Raw genomic sequence first — 21,639 nt, 5'->3', positions numbered from 1 at the left:
ATGCGCACCTCGCTGATCATCCCCACCCGCAACGCCGCCGGCCATCTGGCGCGGCTGTTGCCTGCGCTGAAGATGCAGACCCTGCAACCGGACGAGATGCTGGTGGTGGACAGCGCCTCCAGCGATGACACGGTGACGCGCTTTCGCGAGTTCGGCGCCCGGGTCGAGGTGATCGACGCCCGCGATTTCAACCACGGCGGCACGCGGCGCTGGGCCAGCGAACAGGTGAGCGGCGACGCCCTGATCGTGATGACCCAGGACGCAATTCCCGCCGACCCCGAGACGTTCGCCCACCTGCTCGAAGAGCTGCAGCAGGACCCGCTCAACGGCGTGGCCTACGGTCGCCAATTGCCGCACCCGGACGCCGGCGTACTAGGCGCGCAGTCGCGGCATTTCAACTACCCGGCCCAAAGCCGCAGCAAAAGCCTGGCCGACGCCCCGCAACTGGGGATCAAGACCTGCTTCAGTTCCGATTCGTTTTCGGTGTACCGGCGCAGCGCATTGCACGCCGTGGGTGGCTTCCCCGCCGATGTCATCGGCAGCGAGGACGCCTACGTCGCCGCGCGGATGCTGCTCGACGGCTACAAGGTGCGCTACGCCGCCTCGGCGCGGGTGTACCACTCCCACGATTACCGTGTCATGGATGAATTTCACCGCTACTTCGACATTGGCGTGTTCTACGGTCGCGAACCTTGGATCCGCCAGGCCTTTGGCGATGCTGGCGGTGAAGGTAAACGTTACGTGCTGGCAGAGTTGGCGGCGCTGCGCAAGGCCGGTGCAGTGCACCGCATACCGGAAGTGCTGGTGCGCAGTGCGTTCAAGTTGCTCGGTTATCGCCTGGGCCACCTGGAGCGCCGCCTCCCCATTGCCCTCAAGCGTCGCATCAGCATGTTCCCCGGCTATTGGAAGTGAGCATCATGACCTACAGGAAGTCACCTATGATGAAACGAATCTTGCTTGTTGTGGCGATGCTCGCCCTGGCCGCGTGCAACACACCGGCCCGTATTGTTGCGCCGCATGACCAGGCGGTGGAGGAAGGCAAACGCGCCCTCGACCAGTTGGCCCAATTGCCACCGGCGGTGGAGCGCATCCGCGTCGGTGACCAGTTGCGTATCGTGCGCGATGCGGGCGAGATGCCGACGCTGTCGGCGTTCAACGTCAGCACCATCTACGAGCTGACGCTGTACACGGTGCAGACCGACGGCAAGATCAACTATCCGTTCCTGGGTCCGCTGCAGGTCGCGGGGCGACAGCCCTCGGAGCTGGCGGCCGAATTGAGCAACAAGCTGGCCCCGGTCTACCGCGAACCGCGGGTGACGGTGAATATCAACCAGGCACCGAGCAACTCGGTGATCGTCGGCGGCGCGGTGAATAACCCGACCTCGGTGCAGATCGGTATCGCCAACACGCTTGAGCAGGCGATTGTAGGCGCCGGCGGCGTGAACCCCGCGGGCAACGCAAGCATGGTTGCGTTGCTGCGCGAAGATGCCGAGGGCACCTACCGCGCCTACTTCCTGGACTTCAGCCAATACCTCAAGACCGGCCCCAACGGCCGCAAACCGGTGCGACTGCAACGCGGTGACGTGGTGTTCGTACCCAAATCCAACGTGGGCGAGCGTATCCAGGGAGTGGACACCTACTTGAACCAGCTGATTCCGTTCACCAAGTCCATCGGGGTTGGCTACAACTACTCCCGAACCAGCGGCGGCACCAACTAAAGGAGCGACATCCCATGATCGAGATCCGTTCTTTTCGTGATCTTCTGCGCCTGTTTTTCATCTTCCGCCACGAGTTCAAACTGGCGGCCATCGCTGCGCTGGTCATTATCCTGCTGGGGGCGTTCCTGCTGCCGGCCAAGTATGAATCCACCGCGCGCCTGCTGGTGAAACCGGGGCGTGATTCGACGCTGCCCATCGAGATCAGCAACCGTCAGGCGCTGGTGATGCCCAGCACCCAGCGCGACCCGATTGTCGACGAAGAGCGCCTGCTGACGGGGCGTCCGATTGTGCGGGCGGTCGCCGAGCGCTACCTGGAAGTGATGGCCAACCAGCCGCCGCCGGAGGGCATCTGGAAGTTGGGCAAATACCATGTCAAAAATGCGACCGGCGCGATCTCCGACGCCGTGCGCATAGTGTTCGAATCCCTGGGCGTGATTGAAAAAACCACCCCGGTCGAGCGCCTGGCCGCAGGGCTGGAGCAAAGCTTCGAAGTCAGCCACGCCGCCGGTTCCACGGTGATGGACATCACATTCAAGTGGGGCGACCCGCAGATTGCCCAGGCCGTGGTCAAGAGCTGGGTCGAGATCTATATCAACGAGCGCACCCAGGCGCTGGGGCGTAAAAGCCTCTACGCATTCTATGAGGGCCAGGTGTCCAACAGCGCCACCGAGATCAAGAGCTACAAGGAGCAGATCCTCACGCACTTGAACGAAATCGGCGCGGCCAGCATCACTGATCGTCTGGAAGATCTGTCCGAGCGCATCAACGTGCTGCGCGGCGAAACCTTCAACACCACCCGCCTGATCGCTTCCTCCGACAGCGCCATCGAGAGCACACGCACCCAGCTCAAGAGCCAGCCCAAGGAAGTGACCACGGTGCGTCAGATTGCGCTCAATCCGCAGCAGCAGGATCTGCGCCGCCTGCTTAACCAGAAGTTGCTGGAACGCGCCGACATGATGCGTACCTACACCGATAACGCGCCGCCGGTCAAAGCCCTCGACGCGTCGATCCGTGCCATGCAGGTGCAGGTGGCGGCTGAAAGCAACACCGTGCAGAGCTCGGAGAACCGCGCGCCGAACACCCTGGAAATTCACTTGCAACGGGTGCTGCTGGATGAGTCCAGCAATAACCTGGCGTTGCGTACCCAACTGATTCAGCAGCAGAAACAACTGGTCAACCTGGAAGCCCAGCGCAAGCAGGCGCTGGAGATTGAACCGGAGTTGACGCGCCTGTCCCGCGAGCTGAGCGCCACCGAGCGCAACTACGCGCTGTATGTGGACAACCTGGAAAAATCGCGCATCGACCGTGAACTGGACAACAGCCAGATCAGCAACATCGCCGTGATCGAAGAAGCCACCCTGAACCCGGGACGCATCTTTCCGAAAACGCTGGTGATGCTGACGCTGGCGATCCCGTTCGCCATCGTCGTCGGCCTGCTGGTGGTGTACCTGTGCTACCTGCTCGACCAGCGCATCCACGATGGGGGCCTGGTGGAACGCAAGTTCGGCCTGCCGTTGTGGACGACCCTGCCGGAGCTGGACACCAGCACCGCGCAGAGCACCAACGCATTCAATGCCAGCATCTATCGACTCTATGGTTTGCTTGAGCCCGAGCGCATAACCGAGCAAGGCATGACCCTCGGCCTGACCTCGGCGCGCCACGGCGAAGGGGTGAGTTTTGTGGTGGGGCAATTACGACAACTGCTTCAGGAAAATGGCATCACGGTCCGCGTCGGAGGTGCGCGGACGGCCTCGCCGGGAGAAGTGGTGCTGCTCGATGCCTCAGCGCTGCTGGATAACCGCGATGCCTTTGTCAGCCTCAGGCGGGCCGATCTGATCGCATTGGTGGTGGAGGCCCAGAAAAGCACGGTACCGGTGGTGGAACATGCGCTGTCGATCCTCAATACGGCCTTTGGCAAGGTGGACGGCATCATTATCAACCGACGAAAATTCGAGGTACCGGCCAAAGTGCTCAAGACCATTGCCAAATACCGGGGGGTGTTCTGATGCGCATTGCCCTGCTGGCTCCCTTGCCACCCGAGAAAAACGGCATCGCCGACTACGCGAACCATTTCAAGCTGGCGCTGGAACAGTTGGGGGTGACGGTGCTGACACCGTTGAGCGGCGTCGAGGGATCGAGCGCGGCGATCAAGCGGGCCATCGGCACGTTCGACTGGCACAGCGTGGACTTGGTCCATGGCGAGCTGGGCGGCGGACGGCTGGGGGAATTTCTGGCCCTGCGTGAACTGCACAAGGCCTACCCTGCCCTGCCGCTGACCGCCACGGTGCACGACCCGGAGCGCATGGTGTGGCGCCGCGAACGCCTGCCGTTTCCACTGCAACTGCTGGAGCGATTGCCCAGCCCGTTGCCGCAGGCGGCGGTGGTGTTGGCAGATCCGCTGACGTTGCGCGAAGAGCGCCAGGTCGCCGCCGGTTTGACCCGGCTGGTCACCCTGACGCGCCTGGGGGCCGAGTGCCTGAGCCAACGCATGCGCCTGGCGGCCGGCAAAGTCGCGGTGATCAACCACGCCAACCTGGCGATTGCACCGGCGCCGTTGCCACCGCTGGACACGCTGCGCCTGCTTTACTTCGGGTTCATATACCGGGGCAAAGGCATCGAGGACCTGCTGCAGGCACTGGCCGACGTGTTCAGGCAAGCGCCCGAGTTGCGTGGCCGCGTGCGGTTGACATTGGCCGGTGGAACGGCTGCGGAAATGGCGTTCGGCGCCGGGGGGAATTACCTCGACCAGTTGCACAGCCAGATCGCCGACCTCGACCTGGCCGACGCTATCGACTGGCGGTTGAACCTGCCGGCTGATGAGATTGCCGGGACGATCCAGGCCCATCATGTGATGGTGTTGCCCTACCGCGAGTCGAAAAAACTCGGCCTGCTGGGGCGCCAGCGTGGTACCAGTGGAGCGTTGTCGTGGGCGGCGGCGTGCGGGCGCGGGGCGATCACTTCGGATGCGCGGGCGTTCGCCGAAGAGGTCGCCAGTGGCAACGGCGCGATCTATCCCCAGGGCGATGTGGCCGCCCTGAGTGCGCAACTGCTACGCCTGGCCCGTACACCGACATTGGCGCGGGATTGGGCCGAGCGCGCCGGGGAAATCGGGCGCGAACGTTTGTGGCCGTCGACCGCGCAGCAGTTCAAGCAACTTTTCAAGCAGGCAATGATGGGAGGTCCCCATGGTGCGTAGGGGCGCGTACGTTTTGACGCTTGTGCTGGTTGCGGCGCTGGGCCTGGGTGCCGTGCTGTGGGGGCGTCAGGCCGATGCCGAGAGCCATGTGCTCAAGGGCAGCAAGGTGCTGGTGTGGAAGGATTTCCTGGGCGTTAACGCGCAGTTCCTGTGGTTCAGCCCCGAGCGCTACCAGAAGCAGATCGACCGTCTCAAGGCGCTGGGCCTGGAATGGGTGCGCCTGGATCTGCACTGGGATCAGCTGGAGCCGGTACAGGGCCACTACCAGGTGGCAACCCTCGACCAGTTGGTGAACAAGCTGCAGGACAACCAGCTCAAGTCGGTGTTCTACCTGGTCGGTTCGGCGCCCTTCGCTACCACTGCGCCGACGGGCGTGCCGTATCAGGACCAATACCCGCCCAAGGACCCGCACGTGTTCGCCAACCGCATGGCACTGCTGGCCGAGCGATACCCCAGCGTGGATGCCTGGCAGGTGTGGAACGAGCCTAACCTGCTCGGCTTCTGGCGCCCGGTGGCCGACCCGGCAGGTTACGCCACCCTGTTGACCACCACCGCCGCCGCGCTGCGCGCCATGCGCCCGGACAAACCGGTGGTGGCCGCCGGCATGGCGTTCTTCAGTGAGATGCCCAACGGTCAGACCATGTTCGACGCCCTGGGCGCACTGGGTATCGCCAGCCTTAATACGGTGATTGCCTACCACCCCTACACCCAATTGCCTGAAGGCAACGACCCGGCCAACCTGGACTTTATCGCCAAGACCACCGCGCTCAACCAGTCCCTGCGTGCAGGCGGCGTGCAAACGCTATGGACCACCGAGTGGGGCTGGTCCACCTATACCGGGCCCAAGGACGCTCAGGACATCATTTCCCTGCAAGGCCAGGCCGACTATGTGGTGCGGCGTCTGGCGCTGATGAGCGCGCTGGATTACGACCGCACGTTCCTGTTCACCTTGAGCGACCTCGACCAGCGCGCCAGCGTGCGCGACCAGTCCTATGGCCTGCTCGATATAGACGCCAACCCCAAACCTGTCTACACCGCCTTGAAGTATTTTCTCGACGTGAGCGGGCCGAGCCTCACCCCCGGCGACCCACCCAGCGCCGACCAATTGCCCGACGGCCTGTTCAGCATCGGCTGGACCCGCGCCGATGGGCGCAAGTTGTGGTTTTTCTGGTCAGCTCAGGGCGGCAACGCGCACTTGCCGGGCCTGGCCAGCGCGACGCTGTACGACCCACTGCGCGGCACGCAAACCCCGGTCAGCGGCACCGCTGGCTTGACCGTGCCGGTCAAATCCAACCTGCAAATTCTGCTATGGGATTGAAGCCTGCCATGCGCATTTTATGGATCCTGCCCTATTCGCCCTGGCCGGCCACCAGCGGCGGCAAGACGCGTCAGTTCCACCTGCTGCGCAGCCTCGCGGCGCGCGGGCACCGGATCACTCTGCTACTGCATGACAAGCACCCGGTGTCGCCCGCTGATCGCCAGGTGCTGGAGGCTTTTCTTGAACGCTTGATCGTGCTGCCACGCCGCCCACTGCGCAGCCTGAAAACCCTGCTGGCCGGGCTGTTTGCGCCCTACCCGCTGCTGGCAAGCGTGAATGGCCTGTCCGCGCCCTTGCAGACACGTTTCAACCAACTGCTCAACGAACACTGGGACGTGGTGCAGATCGAACATACCTACAGCTTCCAGCCCTACGAAGATGCGCTGGCGCGCACGGCTCAGCCCTTCGTGCTTACCGAACACAACGTGGAATCGGCCCTCGGCGCCGCCACGTACGATCGCCTGCCGAACTGGGCGCTGCCGTTTATTCGCTACGACCAGTGGCGCTACGGTCGTTGGGAACACCGGGTGATGCGCCAGGCGACGCAGGTGGTGGCGGTCACCGACAGCGACGCGCAAACCTTGGCAAAGATCGCCGGCAAGCCGGTGCCGGTGGTGGTCAACGGGGTGGACTGCGACCACTTTGCCGGCGCCCGCCCGGACGCCTCGAGCCGCCGCGTGCTGTTTTTGGGCAACTACGAATATGCGCCGAATGTGGACGCCATCGAATGGGCGCTGGATGAGATCTTGCCCAAGGTCTGGGAGCGCTGCCCGCAGGCGCGCATGAGCGTGTGCGGCTTCGGCATGCCCGACAGTTGGCGTACGCGCTGGCCGGACCCGCGTATCGAGTGGCAGGGTTTTGTGCCTGACCTGCTGAGCCTGCAATCGAGCTGTTCAGTGTTTCTGGCGCCGTTGCGCCACGGTGGCGGCTCCAAGCTCAAGGTACTCGAAGCGCTGGCAGCCGGCCTGCCGCTGGCGAGCACCGAACAGGGCGTGTCCGGCCTGGACCTGGTGGAAGGCCTGGATTACCTCGGCGCCCAGAGTTCTACCGGCCTGGCCGATGCCGTGGTGCGCCTGCTGCAGTTTCCCGATGCCGCCACGCCCATGGGTGAAGCCGGCCGCGCCTATGTGCGCCGCGCCCATGACTGGAGCGTCGCCGCCAGCCAGTTGGAGCGCGTGTACGCCAGCCTTTCGCCGCTCACCGAAAAGGAACCCGCATGCGTGTAGGCCTTGATTACCGCACCGTCGGCACCTCGCCGCAATCGGGCATCAGCCGCCAGGTGTACGCGCTGGAAAGCGCCTTGCACACCTTGCCGGGCATTGCGCTCGAACGCTTTACCGTGGCGCCGCTGGGGGACGAAACGCGTCTGCAGGCGCACTGCCCTGCCTGGGGCTGCGCGAAAACCGCGATGCACCAGCCGCACAATCGCCTGCGCTTCGAAGCCGGCTTTTTGCCACGGGCGCTGCGCGAGCAGCATATCGATTTGTACATCAGCACCTTCAACATGGGCTTGCCGTTGCCGCCCAGGCCCAAGGGATTGCGCACCGTGGTGCTGCTGCATGACCTGTTCCAGATCACCCTGAACAACTACCACGCCAACCGCCTGAAAGCGTCGATCTACAAGACCAGCGATCGCCTGTCGATTGCCTACGCGGTGCACAGCGCCGACCGCGTGTGGACGCCGTCGCAGTACAGCGCCGATGAAACCGTGCGCCTGTTTCCCAAAGCGGCGGGCAAGGTTCGCGTACTGCCCAACCAGGTGGACAGCTTTATCGAATTGGCGGCGGACCTCACGGCGCGGCAGTTGCCCGAGCGATATTGGCTGCTGGTAGGCACTCGCGAGTTGCGCAAGAACGTGCCGTTTCTGGTGCAGGCCTGGCAGGAGGCGCGTCGGCTGTGCCCCGCCGTGCCGGAACTGGTGCTGGTGGGCAGCCTGGATCATCTGCCCGAGGCCCAGCGCACCGTGCCGGGGATTCGTGCCCTGAGCGGGGTGTCGGATGCCGAGCTGCATGCCCTGTACCGCCGCGCCGCGCGCCTGTGGCAGCCGTCGTATGCCGAAGGGTTCGGCTTGCCGGTGATCGAGGCGCTGAGTGTCGGTACGCCGGTGGCCGTGGCCAGCGGCACGTCGCTGGATGAAATCACCCCGCCCTCGGCGCCGCGTTTTTCGCCCACCGATGGGCCGGCGCTGGTGCAACTGATGGTAAACCTGAGCGAGCGGCCGGACGAAGAATCACCCGAGCTACGCCGGCAGTGGGCACAGCGTTTCAACCACCAGGCCTACCGCCAGCGTCTGGCGCAACTGATCGAGGAATTGCAATGAGAGACTCCTTGGGCGCCCCTGTCGCGATCCTGTTCGGCCTGTTGTTCGGCGTGATGGCGCTGGCGCTGTCACCGGCCAAGGCGCTGCTTGGCGTGGTGGGTCTGGCGGCGGCGGTGACCATCCTGCGCTTTCCGCTGTGGGGCTTGTTGCTGTTCGCCCTGATCGCGACGTTCATGCCGTATTCCACCATCAACCTGGGGATTCGCAGCACGGTCAGCGAGGCGATCCTGGCGCTGACCTGGGGCGCGGTGTTGTGGCAGACGTTTCTCTCGCGCCTGCCGGCGGCGCCAAGCCTGTGGCGCAGGCCCACCGACCAGATGCTGCTGTGGCTGATGCTGTTCAGCGTGTTCCCGTTCATTGTCGGCCAAGTGATCGTCGCCGATGTCGAAACCAGCGGCGTGGCCAACTGGTTGCGCTGGTTGCTGAGCCTGTCGGCGGTGTTTCTGTGCGCCAAACTGCTAGTGGAACCCAAACAGCGGGAGTCGCTGGTGGTGGCCCTGCTGCTGGGCACGCTGGCAATGCTGGTGATGTCGATTGCGGTGTTCGTGCGCACGCGGTCCGGAGCAGGCATTGCACCGATCCTGGCCCTACTCAATTACGGCAACTTCGACATGCTCAAATTCGGCCTGGAAGCGATGTCTTCGCGCATGGGCTCGCCGTGGATGCACCCGAATGCCATCGGCGGGATCATGGCGCTGCTCCTGCCGTTGGCGTTCTGTTTCGGCATGACCGAGCGCGGTTGGAGACGCGCGCTTGGGCTGGGCGTGGCCTGCCTGGGCGCGGCGGCGCTGCTGCTGGCCAGCAGCCGTGGCGCGATGGTCAGCCTGGCGCTGGTGCTGATGTGGATGGCCACGCGCCGCGTGCCGTACACCGGACGCCTGCTGATGATCGGCGCGGCGCTGACCGTGGCGCTGGTGCTGGCGTATCCACCGTTGCAGGAGCGGCTGGCGACGATATTTTCGTCGGACAACGCCAGTACCGAAATCCGGTTCGACGAGTACCGCATGTTTCCCCAGGCGGTGGCGGCGTACCCGTTCGGCATCGGCTTCAAGGTTGACCCACCGGTGCCAGGCACGCAGTTTCTGGGGATCTCCAATCTGTGGCTGAACTTCATCTACAAGACCGGCATTGTCGGCATGCTGCTGTTCGTCGCGGTGACCGTGCGTTGGTGGCGTGAGGCACGCCCGGAGCGCGGCCCGATCCGTCTGACCAAGGACAATGCGCTGTGGCTGGGCAGTACCGCCGGGATCCTGGCGGCGCTGGTCAGCGGGTTGTTCGACCACTACTTCAGCTTTGCGGTGGTGATGGTCGCGCTGTTCTGGCTGATGGTGGGGCTCAATGTGCTGGAAGCGCGCCGCCTGTTTCCGGCGCGCGTGCCGCAGATCAAGACCGCGGCGTATCGCAAACCGCTGCCTGATGGCGCGCGTCCCTGATGCTCGGCTCTGCCGCCTGGCTGACGCTGGCGACCCTGCTGGGCCTGTGCCTGGGGTTTGCGCGTGAATGGCTGCTGGTGGCGGCCTGGGGCGCGGGTGAACGCAGTGATGCATTCCTGATCGCGCTGTTTTTGCCGGAGGCGCTGCGCATGTCGTTGGCCGGTGGCGTGCTGAGTGCCGCAGCGTTGCCGCTGTATCTGCAACGCAAGGACGCTGAACGACTGGGCTGGCTAGCCGTGTTGTTCCCTGCCTTGATGGCGATTGCGCTGGTTACCAGCCTGCTGCTGACACTGTTGGCTCCGTGGTTGGTGCAACTGCTGGGGCCGGGGTTGGCGGACAGCGCCACCGCACTCGCCGCCGGCAATCTGCAGGTGGTCGCCTGGTGCGTGCCGGGCTTGATGCTGCACGCGCTGTTCAGCATTCCGTTGCAGGCCAGTGAGCGTTTTGTGCTGGCGGGGCTGGGCTCGTTGCTGTTCAACCTGCCGCCGGTGACCTACCTCGCCCTGGCCGGAACCGCGACCACGCCGCACACCCTGGCCCTGGCGTGCCTGGCCGGCAGTGCGCTGATGCCGCTGGCGCTGTTGCCGTCGATCTGGCGCCAGGGCTGGCGACCGTGGCGCTGGGAGTGGTCGGCGGCGCCGTTGCGGGAGCTGGGCCAGCGCATCGGTCCCCTGTTGCTGAGCAACGGTGCAAGCCAGGGCCTGGCGTTGATCGAACGGCTGGTGGCGTCGCTGTTGGGCGAAGGCGCGGTGACTTGGGTCAACCTTGCACGCAAGCTGATGAATCTGCCGCTGATTGCGCTGATGAGCCTCAATCAGGTGTTGCTGGGCATGATGAGCCGTCGCGAGGGTGATGCGCGTCTGGCCCTGCTCAAGCGCGGCCTGGACACCGCGAGCATGCTGACCCTGCCCGCCGGCGTCGGCCTGGTGGCGGCGGCGCCGAGTCTGGTGGCGTTGCTGTTGCCCCGGCAGTCGGCGGACTCACCGCTGCCGCTGCTACTGGCGTGGTTCGCGGTGCCACTGGTGTTTGGCGCCTGGAACGCGTTGCTGGCGCGTTATGCCTATGCGGCCGGTGACACGCGCCAGCCCCTGCGCTGCGAGCTGCTCGGCAGCCTGGTCAATGTGCTGTTGCTGGGCGCCCTGCCCTCTGCGTTTGGCCTGGCCGGTATTCCATTGGCGGCGCTGGCAGGGGTGATCTGCACGGCGCTGTTGTTGATGCAGCGTCAGACGCTGCTGGGCGCGCTCCCCTGGGCCAGGCAGTGGCTGCTGAGCGCAGCACTGATGCTGCTGGCGGCGGTGCTGTTGTTTGCAATTGACGGCGTATGGCTGCAACTGGGGCTCAGCACCCTGGCCGGAGCTGTGGTGTTGCTGGGCATGGGGCTGTGGCTCAAGCCGTGGCGCAAGGCATGAATGATCGATCGGGAAGACGCGCATGAAACATCGTTGGATTCAAATGGATATTGCCAAAGGCATCGGCATCCTGGTGATCGTGTTCGCCCACAGCTGGTTCGTCGCCAACTCCCGGGAACTGATGTATCCGATACTGGCTTCGTTCGTCATACCGCTGTTCTTCTTTTTGTCAGGGGTGTTTTTCAAGCCGGAGCAGCCGTTTGTGGAGATGGCCGTGCGCAAGGCCGATGGTCTTCTCAAACCGTTTTTTTTCACTTTGCTGCTGTATGTCAGCCTGCGTGCGCTGCTGCGCGACCAACCCTTGCTGCCGGACATCGGCGGCGTGCTTTATGCCTCGGTGGACACCATTCCGTGGCAGGCCATGTGGTTTCTGCCGCACATGTGGGTGGCGATTCTGTTCAGTTGGGTGATGCTGCGCCTGATCCTGCGGCTGAACCTTGCGCCGTGGGCCAGTGGCCTGCTGCTCACCGTGCAGTTGCTGCTGGGGATCTGGATGTTGCCGCTGTTCTGGCAACTGCCGGTGACACTCGGCGAGCACACCTGGATACTGCCGGGGCTGCCGTTCAGCCTGGATATCACCTTGATCAGCAGCGCCTGTTTCGTCGCCGGCTACCTGCTGCGCGACTGGCTGCGCACGCACCCTGGCAGTTGGCTGACGCTGTTGATCGCGGTGGTGTCGTTCGCGGTGGTATTCGACTTGACCTGGGACACCATGGACCTGGCGCAACGGCGCTATGACCACTGGCTGTGGACCAGCCTGCTGGCAGTGATTGGCATGTATGCAAGCTGGGCGCTGGCGAAAGTGTTGACTGTCTCGGCGCTGGTGACGCGGGCCATGACTTACATCGGTCAGTCGACGCTGATCCTGCTGATTTTTCACGGGGAGATCCAGCACAAGACCTTCGACCTGATGCAGCGCCTGGGACTGCATGCGTTCCTGGCGGCGAGTGTCGGACTGGTGGTGGCAGTGGTGGGGCCGTTGCTGATCGGGGAAGTGATCAAGCGGGTGGCGGCTCTGCGGTTTTTCTATTTCCCGTTTCCGGTAGCAAGGCAACGCTGAATTGCCTGGTGGGGCGGCCTGCTCGCGAAGGTGGTGGGTCAGCTTGCTTGTGTACCAGCTGATCTACCGCTATCGCGGGCAAGCCCGCTCCCACAGGGAGTGGTGAGTTAGTCGTCGAGTTGTTGTGGAGCGGCTTTGGCGCCCGGCTTGCCGGGTTTGCCCTTGGCCGGCGCGGGTTCGGCTGGCGCGGCCTCTGCGGGGGCGGCGGCCTCTTTTTCGGCCATGGGCATCTGGTCGATGGTGCTGAAGAACTCCTTCAAGTCGAGGGTATCCGGAGGCACGGTCTTCTCAAGTTTCTTCTCGCCGTCCTTGCCGATCAGGATCACCTTGGTGCCGCTGCCGGCGCCCAGCTTGAGGGCACGGATCAGCGCGTTGGTTTCAGGCGGCGTGAGCTTTTTGTTGTCCTTGGCCTCCTTGGCGAATTTTTCCCCTTCGGCGCCGATGCTGCCGAATTTGACGGTGTAGAACACCATGTTGCGCTCTTCGAACGACTGCTTGTTGGCAGGCTCCTCCAGCTGCTTCTGCAGCGTGGACAATGTGGCGTTACCGGAATCGAGCTCCACCACCACCAGCGGACGGGCTTTGCCCATATCCTGCTTGAGCGGGTTGATATCATCCGCGGCCAACAGCGGCCCCGTAAAAGCCATCAAGGTAGCCAGGGTCAGCGACCGGATGAGCATGCGCACCTCCTTTGAATTGCGTGCAGGTTCTTGAGTTTCATGTGTGCGACCGTCAATTTCAAGGATGATTCCTACGCCGGGTTCTGAAAGCGTAGGTGATGACGCCCGCCGCGCAAGGGATCAGGGTGGCTGGGCGGTGATTGTTTCTTCTGATTGCACAAACCTCAGAGGCCATTCCAGTGTGGCCAATGCCGAGCAAATACGGGGGCCACGATCAGGTCAGCATCCACCTGCGCCAGGGTGTGGGCAAAGCCAGGGGCCAATGCGCTCAACGCTTCCCGCGCACCGTCCCAGCGCGACACCGCCGCCGCCATGATGCCTAAAGCGTTCGGCGTATGGTTGGGCGTGAACAACTGGTCGGCAAACTGCTCGGCGAACACCACCCAGGCCTGGTGCAGGTAGCGCCGTGTGCCGGTGACCAGGTGCGCCTGCAGCGCCTGATCGGCATCGCCCAGCCAGCGTTGCGGGTAGTCGATGATGCCGATGGCCGAGTAGCAATTGGCGGCGATGTACAGCAGGCCGCGCAGGATCTGCCCACGGTTGCCTGCCAGCAGACCCGCGTCGGGAAACTCCAGGCCCAGGTGGATCAGAATGGCCGCGCTCTCGGTGAGGACTTGACCATCGGGTGTCACAACAGTGGGGATCTGTTTGAGCGGATTGATCCGCGCAAGCGCTTCGCTGCCCTCGCCCTCATGCCAGGAACTGGCGTCCACGCGGTGCCACGGCACGGCGCAACGTTGCAGGGCAATTTCGATCATGCACGAGCCGGATTCGTCGGTGCCGTAGAGCGTGTACATGGTATTGCCTCCTTTTAAAACAGCCCCATTTGCCCGCCAACGAGGGTGCTGAAGTCGTCATTCACGAACGGCAGGATCGCGTCCGCCACCGGCTGCAATTGTCGCGTCACGTAGTGGTCATAGTCGATCGGCGCCTGCCGCACTTCCAGCGGCTCCGGGCCGTTGACGCTGATGACGTAGCTGATCCAGCCGCCACGCTGGTACTGGCGCGGGCGGCCGAGGCGGTCGTTGTAGTCATCGGCCAGGCGCGCGGCGCGCACATGGGGCGGCACGTTGCGCTCGTAGTCGTCCAGGCGTCGACGCAGGCGTTTGCGGTAGATCAGGAGTTCATCGAACTCGCCGCTCAAGGTGCGTCGCACGTAGTCGCGAATGTAATCCTGGTGGGGCTGGCGGTGGAAGACGCGCTGGTAGAGTTCCTGCTGGAACCGTCGGGCCAGGGGCGACCAGTCGCTGCGCACGGTTTCAAGGCCTTTGTAGACCATCTCTTCGCTGCCGTCGATGCGCACCACCAGCCCGGCGTAGCGTTTCTTGCTGCCCTCCTCCGCGCCGCGGATGGTCGGCATCAGAAAGCGTGTGAAGTGGGTCTCGAATTGCAACTCCAGCGCACTGTGCAGGCCGAACGCCGTCTGCAGGTGCGCACGCCACCACTCGTTGACGTGCGCCACCAGCGCCTGGCCGATGCGGCTGGCGTCCTCCTGGGAATGGGCGCTGCCGAGCCAGACGAAGGTGGAGTCGGTGTCGCCGTAGATCACTTCATAGCCCTGGGCTTCGACCAGCGCGCGGGTCTGGCGCATGATTTCATGGCCACGCAAGGTGATCGACGAGGCCAGCCGCGTGTCGAAGAACCGGCAACCGCTGGAGCCAAGAACGCCGTAGAAGGCGTTCATGATGATTTTCAGCGCCTGGGACAGCGGCGCGTTGCGCTCACGCTTGGCCACTTCGCGGCCTTCGGAAACCCGCGCGACGATGGCGGGCAGGCAGTGCCGGGTGCGGGAAAAGCGCGCACCGCGAAAGCCTTCCACCGAGTCGCTGTCGTCAGGGTGCTTGAGGCCTTCGACCAGGCCCACCGGGTCGATCAGGAAACTGCGGATGATCGACGGGTAGAGGCTTTTGTAGTCCAGCACCAGCACCGATTCATACAGGCCAGGGCGTGAATCCATGACAAAGCCGCCGGGGCTGGCCTGGGGTGGTTTGTCGCCCAGGTTCGGCGCGACGAAGCCCTGACGGTGCATCAGCGGCAGGTACAGGTGTGTAAAGGCGGCGACCGAACCACCGTTGCGGTCGGCCGGTAACCCGGTGACGCTGGCCCGCTCCAGCAGGAACTTGAGCAGCTCGGTTTTGGCGAAAATCCGTGTGACCAATTCGCAGTCCTTGAGGTTGTAGCGCGCCAGGGCGGGCTTGTCCTCGGCGAACATACGGTTGATTTCGTCCATGCGCTGGTACGGCGTGGAGATGTCCTTGCCTTCGCCGAGCAGGGTTTGCGCGACGTTTTCCAGGCTGAAGGACTCGAAACTCCAGGTGGCCGAGCGCAGGGCTTCGATGCCGTCGATGATCAGGCGCCCTGCGGCGGCGGCAAAGTAATGATTGCGGCTGCCATGTTCGCGCCAAGCCATCGGTTCATCGCCACGGCCAAGCATCAGCGGCACGTTGAGGCGCTGGGCATGTTCGTGGAGCACGCGCAGGTCGAACTGCACCACATTCCAGCCGATGATCGCATCGGGGTCATGGGTGGCGAGCCAGAGGTTGAGGGCTTCGATCAGTTGGGCGCGGGTGTCGCAGTAATCAAGCTTGAAGTCCACCGCGCAGGTGTTGTTCGGCGGGCCGAGCATGTACACCTGGCGCTCGCCGCAGCCTTGCAGGCCAATGCAATAGAGATCGCCCTGGGCAGTGGTTTCAATGTCCAGGGACACCAGCTTGAGCGGCGGGCGGTAGTCGGGGGCGGGTTTCATCTGCGCGTCGAGCAAGGTGCCGTCGGCATCGGGTGTGCCACCGAAACACACCGGCGCGGTGATGAAGCGCTCCATCATGTAGCGCTCGGGCGGGCGCACGTCGCCTTCGTAGACGTCGACGCCGGCGGTGCGCAGGCGCTTTTCCAGGTCCATCGCCTGGCGATGCTGGCGTGTATACAGGCCAAGGACGGGGCGGTGATGAAAATCGCACAACTGCAACGGCCGCAGCTCGATCTCGCGCTCGTCCTTGAGCAGCCAATCGAGCGGCTTGCGATGGGCTTCGGGGATGAACATCACTGAGGTCTGCACGGGCAAGCGGATGAACCTGGGCCCCTGGTCGGTGGCCAGCCAGAAGCTGACCTGCGTGCCTTCCGGGGTGTCGCGCCAATGCCGGGTCAGGACAAAACCCTGCTGTAAATCCACCGTACCGCACCTCAGCCATTGCCTTGAGCGTGTGATTCTACCCGGCATCCGCTCAGGTGCGGCAGGTTAACGCTCGCGCGGACCTTAATCTGACAAATTTGTTGCAATACGCTAATAACAATTACTATCATTTGCATCGGAGTCGTATCCGCGCAGTGAGGACGCGCAACGCTGTTGCCCTTTTTCCTCACATTGACGGTTCTCCGTCAGGATCGACCATGCCCACCCGTAACCAACTCGCAGTGCCGTTGCGCCCTACCCTGCTCGCTCTTTGCTGCTCCCTGAGCCTTACCACCCATGCCGCCACCCCGGCCGATACGAGTACGCGCCAGGACGGCAACACGCTGGAGTTGGGCGCTACCAACATCAGCGCTGACGCCCTCGCACCAAACACACTGCCCTCGGCGTACAGCGGCGGCCAGGTGGCCCGCGGTGGCCAATTGGGTGTGCTGGGCAACCAGGACATCATGGATGTGCCGTTCAGCATGGCGTCCTATACCGAGCAATTGATCCGCGACCAGCAGGCCGAAACAGTGGCGGATGTGCTGCTCAATGATTCATCAGTGCGTCAGGCGTCGGGGTATGCGAATCAGGCACAGGTCTTTGTGATTCGCGGCCTGCAACTTAATGGCGACGACATTTCCTTCAACGGCCTGTACGGCATCCTGCCGCGCCAGATCATGTCCACCGACGCGCTTGAGCGTGTGGAAGTGTTCAAGGGCCCCAATGCCTTTATCAATGGCGTCACACCAGGCGGCTCGGGAATTGGTGGCGGTGTGAACCTGCAACCCAAGCGCGCCGATGATGTGCCGCTGCGCCGTTTCAGCACCGATATCAACAGTGATGGTCGGGTTGGCGAACATCTGGATGTCGGCCAGCGGTTTGGTCAGGACAATCGGTTTGGCGCGCGGGTGAATATTTCCCAGCGCGAAGGCGATACCGGCATCGATGACGAGAACCAGCGCGCCAAGCTGTTTGCCGTCGGCCTGGATTACCGTGGCGGTGCCCTGCGTTTATCGGGTGATTTCGTTTATCAGAAACAGCGCGTCAACGGCGGCCGTAACTCGGTGTTCCTCGGCACCGGCGTCACCCGCATTCCGGATGCGCCCTCGGCCGACACCAACTACGCGCCGAGCTGGAACGCAACCGATATCGAGGACACGCTGGGCATGCTGCGCGGCGAATACGACCTCAACGACACCTGGACCGCCTACCTTGCCGCCGGCGCCAAACACACTAATGAAAGCGGGCGCTATTCGTCGGTAACCCTGACCGATAACCTCGGCACGGCCAGGGTGACGGGTTCGCGCATCGCCCATCAGGAAGACAACACCAGCCTGATGACCGGCCTCAATGGCAAGTTCCAGACCGGTGCGGTCAGCCACCAACTGAACGTCGGTCTGACCGGCACCTGGACGCAGGTGCGCAATGCCTACGAGTTCGACTTCACGCCCAATGCCAGCAATATTTACCACCCTTCGAGCGACATTGCGCAACCAGTGCGGGGCACGGTGAACGGTGGTGACCTGGGCGACCCCGGCATCACCGCCAAGACCTTCGTGCGCAGTGCGGCCATCTCTGACACCTTCGGCTTCCTGGACGACCGTCTGCTGTTCACCGCAGGGCTGCGCCATCAGGAAATGGTCATGCAGAACTATGCGTATGGTTCCGGCCCGCGCAGTTCCAATTACACAGCATCAATCAATACGCCGGTTTACGGCATCGTGTTCAAACCCTGGGAACATGTGTCGCTGTATGCCAACCACATCGAAGGCTTGGCCCAGGGGCCAACGGCACCGGTGTCGTCCGGCGGCCTGACGGTGACCAATGGCGCACAAGCCTACGCGCCCGCCCGCTCGAAGCAGACTGAAGCGGGGATCAAGCTGGACATGGGCACCTACGGCGCAACGCTGGGCGTGTACCGTATCGAGCAACCGAGTGATGGCTACTCGATCCAGACCGGCGCAACCACCGCGACCTATGTGCGCGAAGGTCAGCAAATCAACCAGGGGGTGGAACTGAACGTCTTCGGTGAGCCGGTGAGTGGTGTGCGTTTGCTCGGCGGCGTAACGGTGATGAAGACCGAACTCAAGGACACGCTCAATGGCGCCAACGACGGCAATCGCGCGATCGGTGTGCCTTCATTCCAGCTCAACGCAGGGGTGGATTGGGATGTGCCGGGGCTGCAGGGCGCGACCCTCAGCGGTCGCATGCTGCGCACCGGCGGCCAGTACGCCGATGCGGCCAACAACCTGAGTCTGCCGGCCTGGAATCGCTTCGACCTGGGTGCGCGCTACACCTTCAAGGTGGATCAACGCGATGTGACGCTCGGCGCCAATGTGGAGAACGTCGCCAATGAAAAATACTGGGAGTCGGCGTTGGGGGGCTACCTGAGTCAGGGTGAACCGCGCGTTGCCAAGTTGTCGGCGACCATTGATTTTTAATCGCTTCGAAACCGGGCATCGTTATCGATGCCCGTTTGCGTCACGCCTGGCGAGCGGCACCTAGGTAGCTTTCGATGTTGCCCATCTGGTCGTCCCAGCCACGGGAGTTCATCTTGAACGCTTTCTGACGCCGGGCTTCAGGGACCTTGTCGAAACCGGATTCGACAACCCTCAGCAGGATGCCCGGCGCACGGTCCTCAATGGTAAATTCCACAAGCGTCGGCGTTTCGCTGTCGTAGTCCACGCCCTCCAGCACCGCGAAGGGATGCCAATGGAAGGAGAACAGGGTTTGCGGCAGGATGCGTTCAATTCTGGCTTTCCAGACCACGTGTTCGTAGCCTGGATAAGTAATCGGCGCTTCGACGGTTTCCCCCTCGACAAAGCGCTTGCCTTTGAGAGCAACGCCAAACCAGGCGCCAAACTGCTCGGCGTCGGTGAGCGCTTCCCACACCTTTTTACGTGAAGCGTTGAGCAGAATTTTCCGCTCGATGCGATCCAATACGTGCATAAGTCACCTCCTCCATTGACCTTAGGTGACATCGACAGATGCGCAACCTGGGTTGCGCGCGCTGATGTCCCGTCCTTGACCAAGCCAATGGTTATGACTGACCCGTTGCAGGGAAGTTGCTTTTGTAATCGGCGCGCTAACGGCTTGATCTAGACATGCGGGTCGCCTGGCGCTTTGCTCGGTGTCGCGTACTGCGGCTTCAGATGGCCGTCCTGGTCGAGTAACCAGGCGTCCATTATTTGCCTGACCACCGGGCCAGCCACTCGCCCGCCGGCCTCGCCGTTTTCAATCATCACCGAGATGACGATTTTCGGATGCTCGGCGGGCGCGAAGCCAACGAACAAGGCGTTGTCGCGATGGCGCTCCAGGGTTTTGTCGCGGTTGTAACGCTCGCCCTGCTTGATCGCTACCACCTGCGCCGTACCACTCTTGCCGGCGATGCGGTATTGCGCACCTTGCGCGGCTGCTCGGGCGATGCCGCGCGGGTCGTGCATTACCAGTTGCATGCCGTGGTTGACTTGCTCCCAGTCACGCGGGTCCTTGAGGACGACATTGGGCATCGGATTTTCATCCACCGGCGGCACACCATTGATGGTCTTGGCCAGATGCGGTCGATTCCACACACCTTTGTTGGCGATCAACGCCGTGGCCTGCGCCAATTGCAACGGCGTGACCTGCATATAGCCTTGACCGATGCCGAGGATCACGGTTTCGCCGGGGAACCAGGGCTGGCGTCTGGTAGCGCGCTTCCAGGCCTGGGATGGCATGAGACCTGCGGACTCCTCAAACATGTCCAGCGAGACTTTCTGGCCAAGGCCGAATTCGGCCAGGTAGTCATGCAGGCGGTCGATGCCCAGCTTGTGGGCGAGGTCGTAGAAATAGGTATCGTTGGAGCGCATGATCGCCGCGTCCATGTCCACCCAGCCGTCACCACTGTGGTTCCAGTTGCGGTATTTGTGATCGAAATCCGGCAGTTGGTAGTAACCCGGATCGAACACACGGGTTTGTGGGGTGACGACTCCGCTGTCGAGGCCGGCGATGGCCACTTCCGGCTTGATGGTTGAGCCCGGGGCGTACAAGCCCCTGAGGACGCGGTTGAACAGCGGTCGGTCAATGGAATCGTGCAGTGCGGCGTATTCCTTGAAACTGATGCCAGTGACGAACAGGTTAGGATCGAAACTGGGTTTGCTGACCATGGCGAGCACTTCGCCCGTTTGCGGATCGAGAGCGACCACCGAACCACGACGGTCGCCCAGGGCCTCTTCGGCGGCTTCCTGAAGATGAACGTCGAGGCTCAGGACAATGTTTTTACCGGGAATCGGATCGGTGTGCTTGAGCACTCGTAATACGCGGCCTTGGGCATTGGTCTCAACTTCTTCATAGCCGACATGACCATGCAGCTCGGATTCGTAGAAGCGTTCAATGCCGGTTTTACCGATGGACTGGGTGCCGCGGTATTCCACCGAGTCCAGGGCCTTGGATTCTTTCTCGTTGATACGACCCACGTAGCCGATGGAGTGCGCGAAGTGCGCTCCGAGCGGGTAATGCCGGACGAACTGCGGCTCGACGTCGACCCCGGGCAGACGGAATTCGTTAACCGCAAACAGAGCGATCTGTTCTTCCGTCAGCTCGTAAAACAATGTGACAGGGACGAACGGATGGCGTGCCTGCTTTAGTGCCTTGTCGAATACCGCGCGGTCCTCGGCGGGCAAGTGAAGCAGGCTGACGATGGCGTCCAGTTCACCCTTGAGGTCAGTAGCGCGTTCACGGGTGATGGTGAGGTTGTAACTGGGACGGTTGTCAGCCAGCACCACGCCATTGCGATCATAGATCAGGCCGCGGGTTGGGGTGATAGGCAGAACATGGACACGGTTATTTTCAGAGATCGTGGAGTGGTAATCGAACTGCACCACCTGCAGGAAATACAAGCGGCCCACCAGGGCACAGGTGATGCCGATCACCAGCAGGGCGCAGGCCAGCAGGCGCTTGTTGACCAGGCTGTTTTCTTTTTCGTGATCTTTGATCGGTATGGGTCCGGGCATTTCTACAGCATCTCGTTGAAGAAGGTCGACGCCGCGTCCTGCGGTAAGAGATCAATCCTTTGGAAAAGGTGCTGCACCATACCAAAAATGCGGAAACACTTTGCATCGATTTCCCGAACGGCAGGCTGGCATTGGTCATCAGGCGATGACCGAGACGGTAAGCGATTTTTGAAACTTTCCGATCGCCCAAAACAAAACCCCACCTGCTTTCGCAGATGGGGTTTCGGAATTTAATCTTGACGATGACCTACTCTCACATGGGGAAACCCCACACTACCATCGGCGATGCATCGTTTCACTGCTGAGTTCGGGATGAGATCAGGTGGTTCCAATGCTCTATGG

At 62.8% G+C, this 21,639-nt stretch carries 16 protein-coding genes and 1 rRNA gene; 11 read left to right on the top strand and 6 right to left on the bottom strand.

Annotation, left to right across the window (positions count from 1 at the left end; translation table 11 throughout):
- From TU75_RS19775 to TU75_RS19730, 10 genes are read left to right on the top strand one after another with little or no spacing between them, the layout of a single operon-like run.
- Entirely contained in the window at positions 1-912 is a 912-nt protein-coding gene (locus TU75_RS19775) for a glycosyltransferase family 2 protein (protein ID WP_060549838.1), read from the top strand.
- Positions 913-941: 29 nt separating this feature from the next.
- Positions 942-1,718: a polysaccharide biosynthesis/export family protein gene (locus TU75_RS19770; protein ID WP_060549896.1), complete on the top strand. Its 777-nt coding sequence runs from the start codon at positions 942-944 to the stop codon at positions 1,716-1,718.
- 14 nt (positions 1,719-1,732) lie between these two features.
- Positions 1,733-3,724 carry a GumC family protein gene (locus tag TU75_RS19765; RefSeq protein ID WP_003238567.1) on the top strand — a complete coding sequence of 664 codons (1,992 nt, stop codon included), beginning with the start codon at positions 1,733-1,735 and terminating at the stop codon, positions 3,722-3,724.
- Entirely contained in the window at positions 3,724-4,914 is a 1,191-nt protein-coding gene (locus TU75_RS19760) for a glycosyltransferase (RefSeq protein WP_003238569.1), read from the top strand. The genes TU75_RS19765 and TU75_RS19760 overlap by 1 nt, the downstream gene beginning before the upstream one ends.
- Positions 4,904-6,232, top strand: coding sequence for a GH39 family glycosyl hydrolase (locus tag TU75_RS19755; protein WP_060549837.1), 1,329 nt, complete (start codon positions 4,904-4,906; stop codon positions 6,230-6,232). The genes TU75_RS19760 and TU75_RS19755 overlap by 11 nt, the downstream gene beginning before the upstream one ends.
- 8 nt (positions 6,233-6,240) lie before the next feature.
- A complete protein-coding gene (locus TU75_RS19750; protein WP_060549836.1) occupies positions 6,241-7,458 on the top strand; it encodes a glycosyltransferase family 4 protein in 1,218 nt (405 codons plus the stop codon).
- Positions 7,449-8,552, top strand: coding sequence for a glycosyltransferase family 4 protein (locus TU75_RS19745; protein ID WP_060549835.1), 1,104 nt, complete (start codon positions 7,449-7,451; stop codon positions 8,550-8,552). Before TU75_RS19750 ends, TU75_RS19745 begins: the two co-directional genes overlap by 10 nt.
- The gene (locus TU75_RS19740; RefSeq protein ID WP_060549834.1) at positions 8,549-9,985 is read left to right on the top strand and encodes an O-antigen ligase family protein; all 1,437 of its coding nucleotides are present in this window, start codon (positions 8,549-8,551) and stop codon (positions 9,983-9,985) included. The genes TU75_RS19745 and TU75_RS19740 overlap by 4 nt, the downstream gene beginning before the upstream one ends.
- On the top strand, positions 9,985-11,394 hold the full coding sequence (locus TU75_RS19735) for a lipid II flippase MurJ (protein WP_060549833.1): 1,410 nt from the start codon (positions 9,985-9,987) through the stop codon (positions 11,392-11,394). Before TU75_RS19740 ends, TU75_RS19735 begins: the two co-directional genes overlap by 1 nt.
- A 22-nt stretch (positions 11,395-11,416) precedes the next feature.
- Positions 11,417-12,454 carry an acyltransferase family protein gene (locus TU75_RS19730; RefSeq protein ID WP_003238582.1) on the top strand — a complete coding sequence of 346 codons (1,038 nt, stop codon included), beginning with the start codon at positions 11,417-11,419 and terminating at the stop codon, positions 12,452-12,454.
- A gap of 107 nt (positions 12,455-12,561) precedes the next feature.
- Here the strand turns inward: TU75_RS19730 and TU75_RS19725 are convergent, their stop codons facing one another.
- The 3 genes from TU75_RS19725 to TU75_RS19715 form a co-directional block, all read right to left on the bottom strand.
- A complete protein-coding gene (locus tag TU75_RS19725) occupies positions 12,562-13,134 on the bottom strand; it encodes a DUF4174 domain-containing protein (protein WP_060549832.1) in 573 nt (190 codons plus the stop codon).
- 164 nt (positions 13,135-13,298) lie between these two features.
- Positions 13,299-13,931, bottom strand: coding sequence for a glutathione S-transferase N-terminal domain-containing protein (locus TU75_RS19720; RefSeq protein WP_060549831.1), 633 nt, complete (start codon positions 13,929-13,931; stop codon positions 13,299-13,301).
- A 14-nt stretch (positions 13,932-13,945) separates the two neighbouring features.
- Positions 13,946-16,303: a DNA polymerase II gene (locus tag TU75_RS19715; protein WP_060549830.1), complete on the bottom strand. Its 2,358-nt coding sequence runs from the start codon at positions 16,301-16,303 to the stop codon at positions 13,946-13,948.
- Positions 16,304-16,521: 218 nt separating this feature from the next.
- On the opposite strand from TU75_RS19715, the gene TU75_RS19710 reads away from it, so the two are divergent.
- Positions 16,522-18,747 carry a TonB-dependent receptor gene (locus TU75_RS19710; protein WP_060549829.1) on the top strand — a complete coding sequence of 742 codons (2,226 nt, stop codon included), beginning with the start codon at positions 16,522-16,524 and terminating at the stop codon, positions 18,745-18,747.
- Between the two features lie 40 nt (positions 18,748-18,787).
- Here TU75_RS19710 and TU75_RS19705 read toward each other — a convergent pair whose 3' ends face one another.
- The 3 genes from TU75_RS19705 to rrf form a co-directional block, all read right to left on the bottom strand.
- Entirely contained in the window at positions 18,788-19,255 is a 468-nt protein-coding gene (locus tag TU75_RS19705; RefSeq protein WP_015371722.1) for an SRPBCC family protein, read from the bottom strand.
- 149 nt (positions 19,256-19,404) lie between these two features.
- Entirely contained in the window at positions 19,405-21,297 is a 1,893-nt protein-coding gene (mrdA, locus tag TU75_RS19700) for a penicillin-binding protein 2 (RefSeq protein WP_003238591.1), read from the bottom strand.
- 234 nt (positions 21,298-21,531) lie between these two features.
- Positions 21,532-21,639, bottom strand: a 5S ribosomal RNA gene (gene rrf / locus TU75_RS19695); the annotation flags it as partial.

Origin of the sequence: Pseudomonas poae (genome assembly GCF_001439785.1) — a bacterium.
GTDB lineage: Bacteria > Pseudomonadota > Gammaproteobacteria > Pseudomonadales > Pseudomonadaceae > Aquipseudomonas > Aquipseudomonas poae.
The sequence above is the reverse complement of the archived record's forward strand: the minus strand, read 5'-3'. Positions and strand labels throughout refer to the sequence as shown.

Bases quoted from the DNA above. Each gene is read 5' to 3' on its own strand.
- TU75_RS19775 (WP_060549838.1), top strand. From the start codon at position 1: ATGCGCACCTCGCTGATCATCCCCACCCGCAACGCCGCCGGCCATCTG.
- TU75_RS19770 (WP_060549896.1), top strand. From the start codon at position 942: ATGAAACGAATCTTGCTTGTTGTGGCGATGCTCGCCCTGGCCGCGTGC.
- TU75_RS19765 (WP_003238567.1), top strand. From the start codon at position 1,733: ATGATCGAGATCCGTTCTTTTCGTGATCTTCTGCGCCTGTTTTTCATC.
- TU75_RS19760 (WP_003238569.1), top strand. From the start codon at position 3,724: ATGCGCATTGCCCTGCTGGCTCCCTTGCCACCCGAGAAAAACGGCATC.
- TU75_RS19755 (WP_060549837.1), top strand. From the start codon at position 4,904: ATGGTGCGTAGGGGCGCGTACGTTTTGACGCTTGTGCTGGTTGCGGCG.
- TU75_RS19750 (WP_060549836.1), top strand. From the start codon at position 6,241: ATGCGCATTTTATGGATCCTGCCCTATTCGCCCTGGCCGGCCACCAGC.
- TU75_RS19745 (WP_060549835.1), top strand. From the start codon at position 7,449: ATGCGTGTAGGCCTTGATTACCGCACCGTCGGCACCTCGCCGCAATCG.
- TU75_RS19740 (WP_060549834.1), top strand. From the start codon at position 8,549: ATGAGAGACTCCTTGGGCGCCCCTGTCGCGATCCTGTTCGGCCTGTTG.
- TU75_RS19735 (WP_060549833.1), top strand. From the start codon at position 9,985: ATGCTCGGCTCTGCCGCCTGGCTGACGCTGGCGACCCTGCTGGGCCTG.
- TU75_RS19730 (WP_003238582.1), top strand. From the start codon at position 11,417: ATGAAACATCGTTGGATTCAAATGGATATTGCCAAAGGCATCGGCATC.
- TU75_RS19725 (WP_060549832.1), bottom strand. From the start codon at position 13,134: ATGCTCATCCGGTCGCTGACCCTGGCTACCTTGATGGCTTTTACGGGG.
- TU75_RS19720 (WP_060549831.1), bottom strand. From the start codon at position 13,931: ATGTACACGCTCTACGGCACCGACGAATCCGGCTCGTGCATGATCGAA.
- TU75_RS19710 (WP_060549829.1), top strand. From the start codon at position 16,522: ATGCCCACCCGTAACCAACTCGCAGTGCCGTTGCGCCCTACCCTGCTC.
- TU75_RS19705 (WP_015371722.1), bottom strand. From the start codon at position 19,255: ATGCACGTATTGGATCGCATCGAGCGGAAAATTCTGCTCAACGCTTCA.
- mrdA (WP_003238591.1), bottom strand. From the start codon at position 21,297: ATGCCCGGACCCATACCGATCAAAGATCACGAAAAAGAAAACAGCCTG.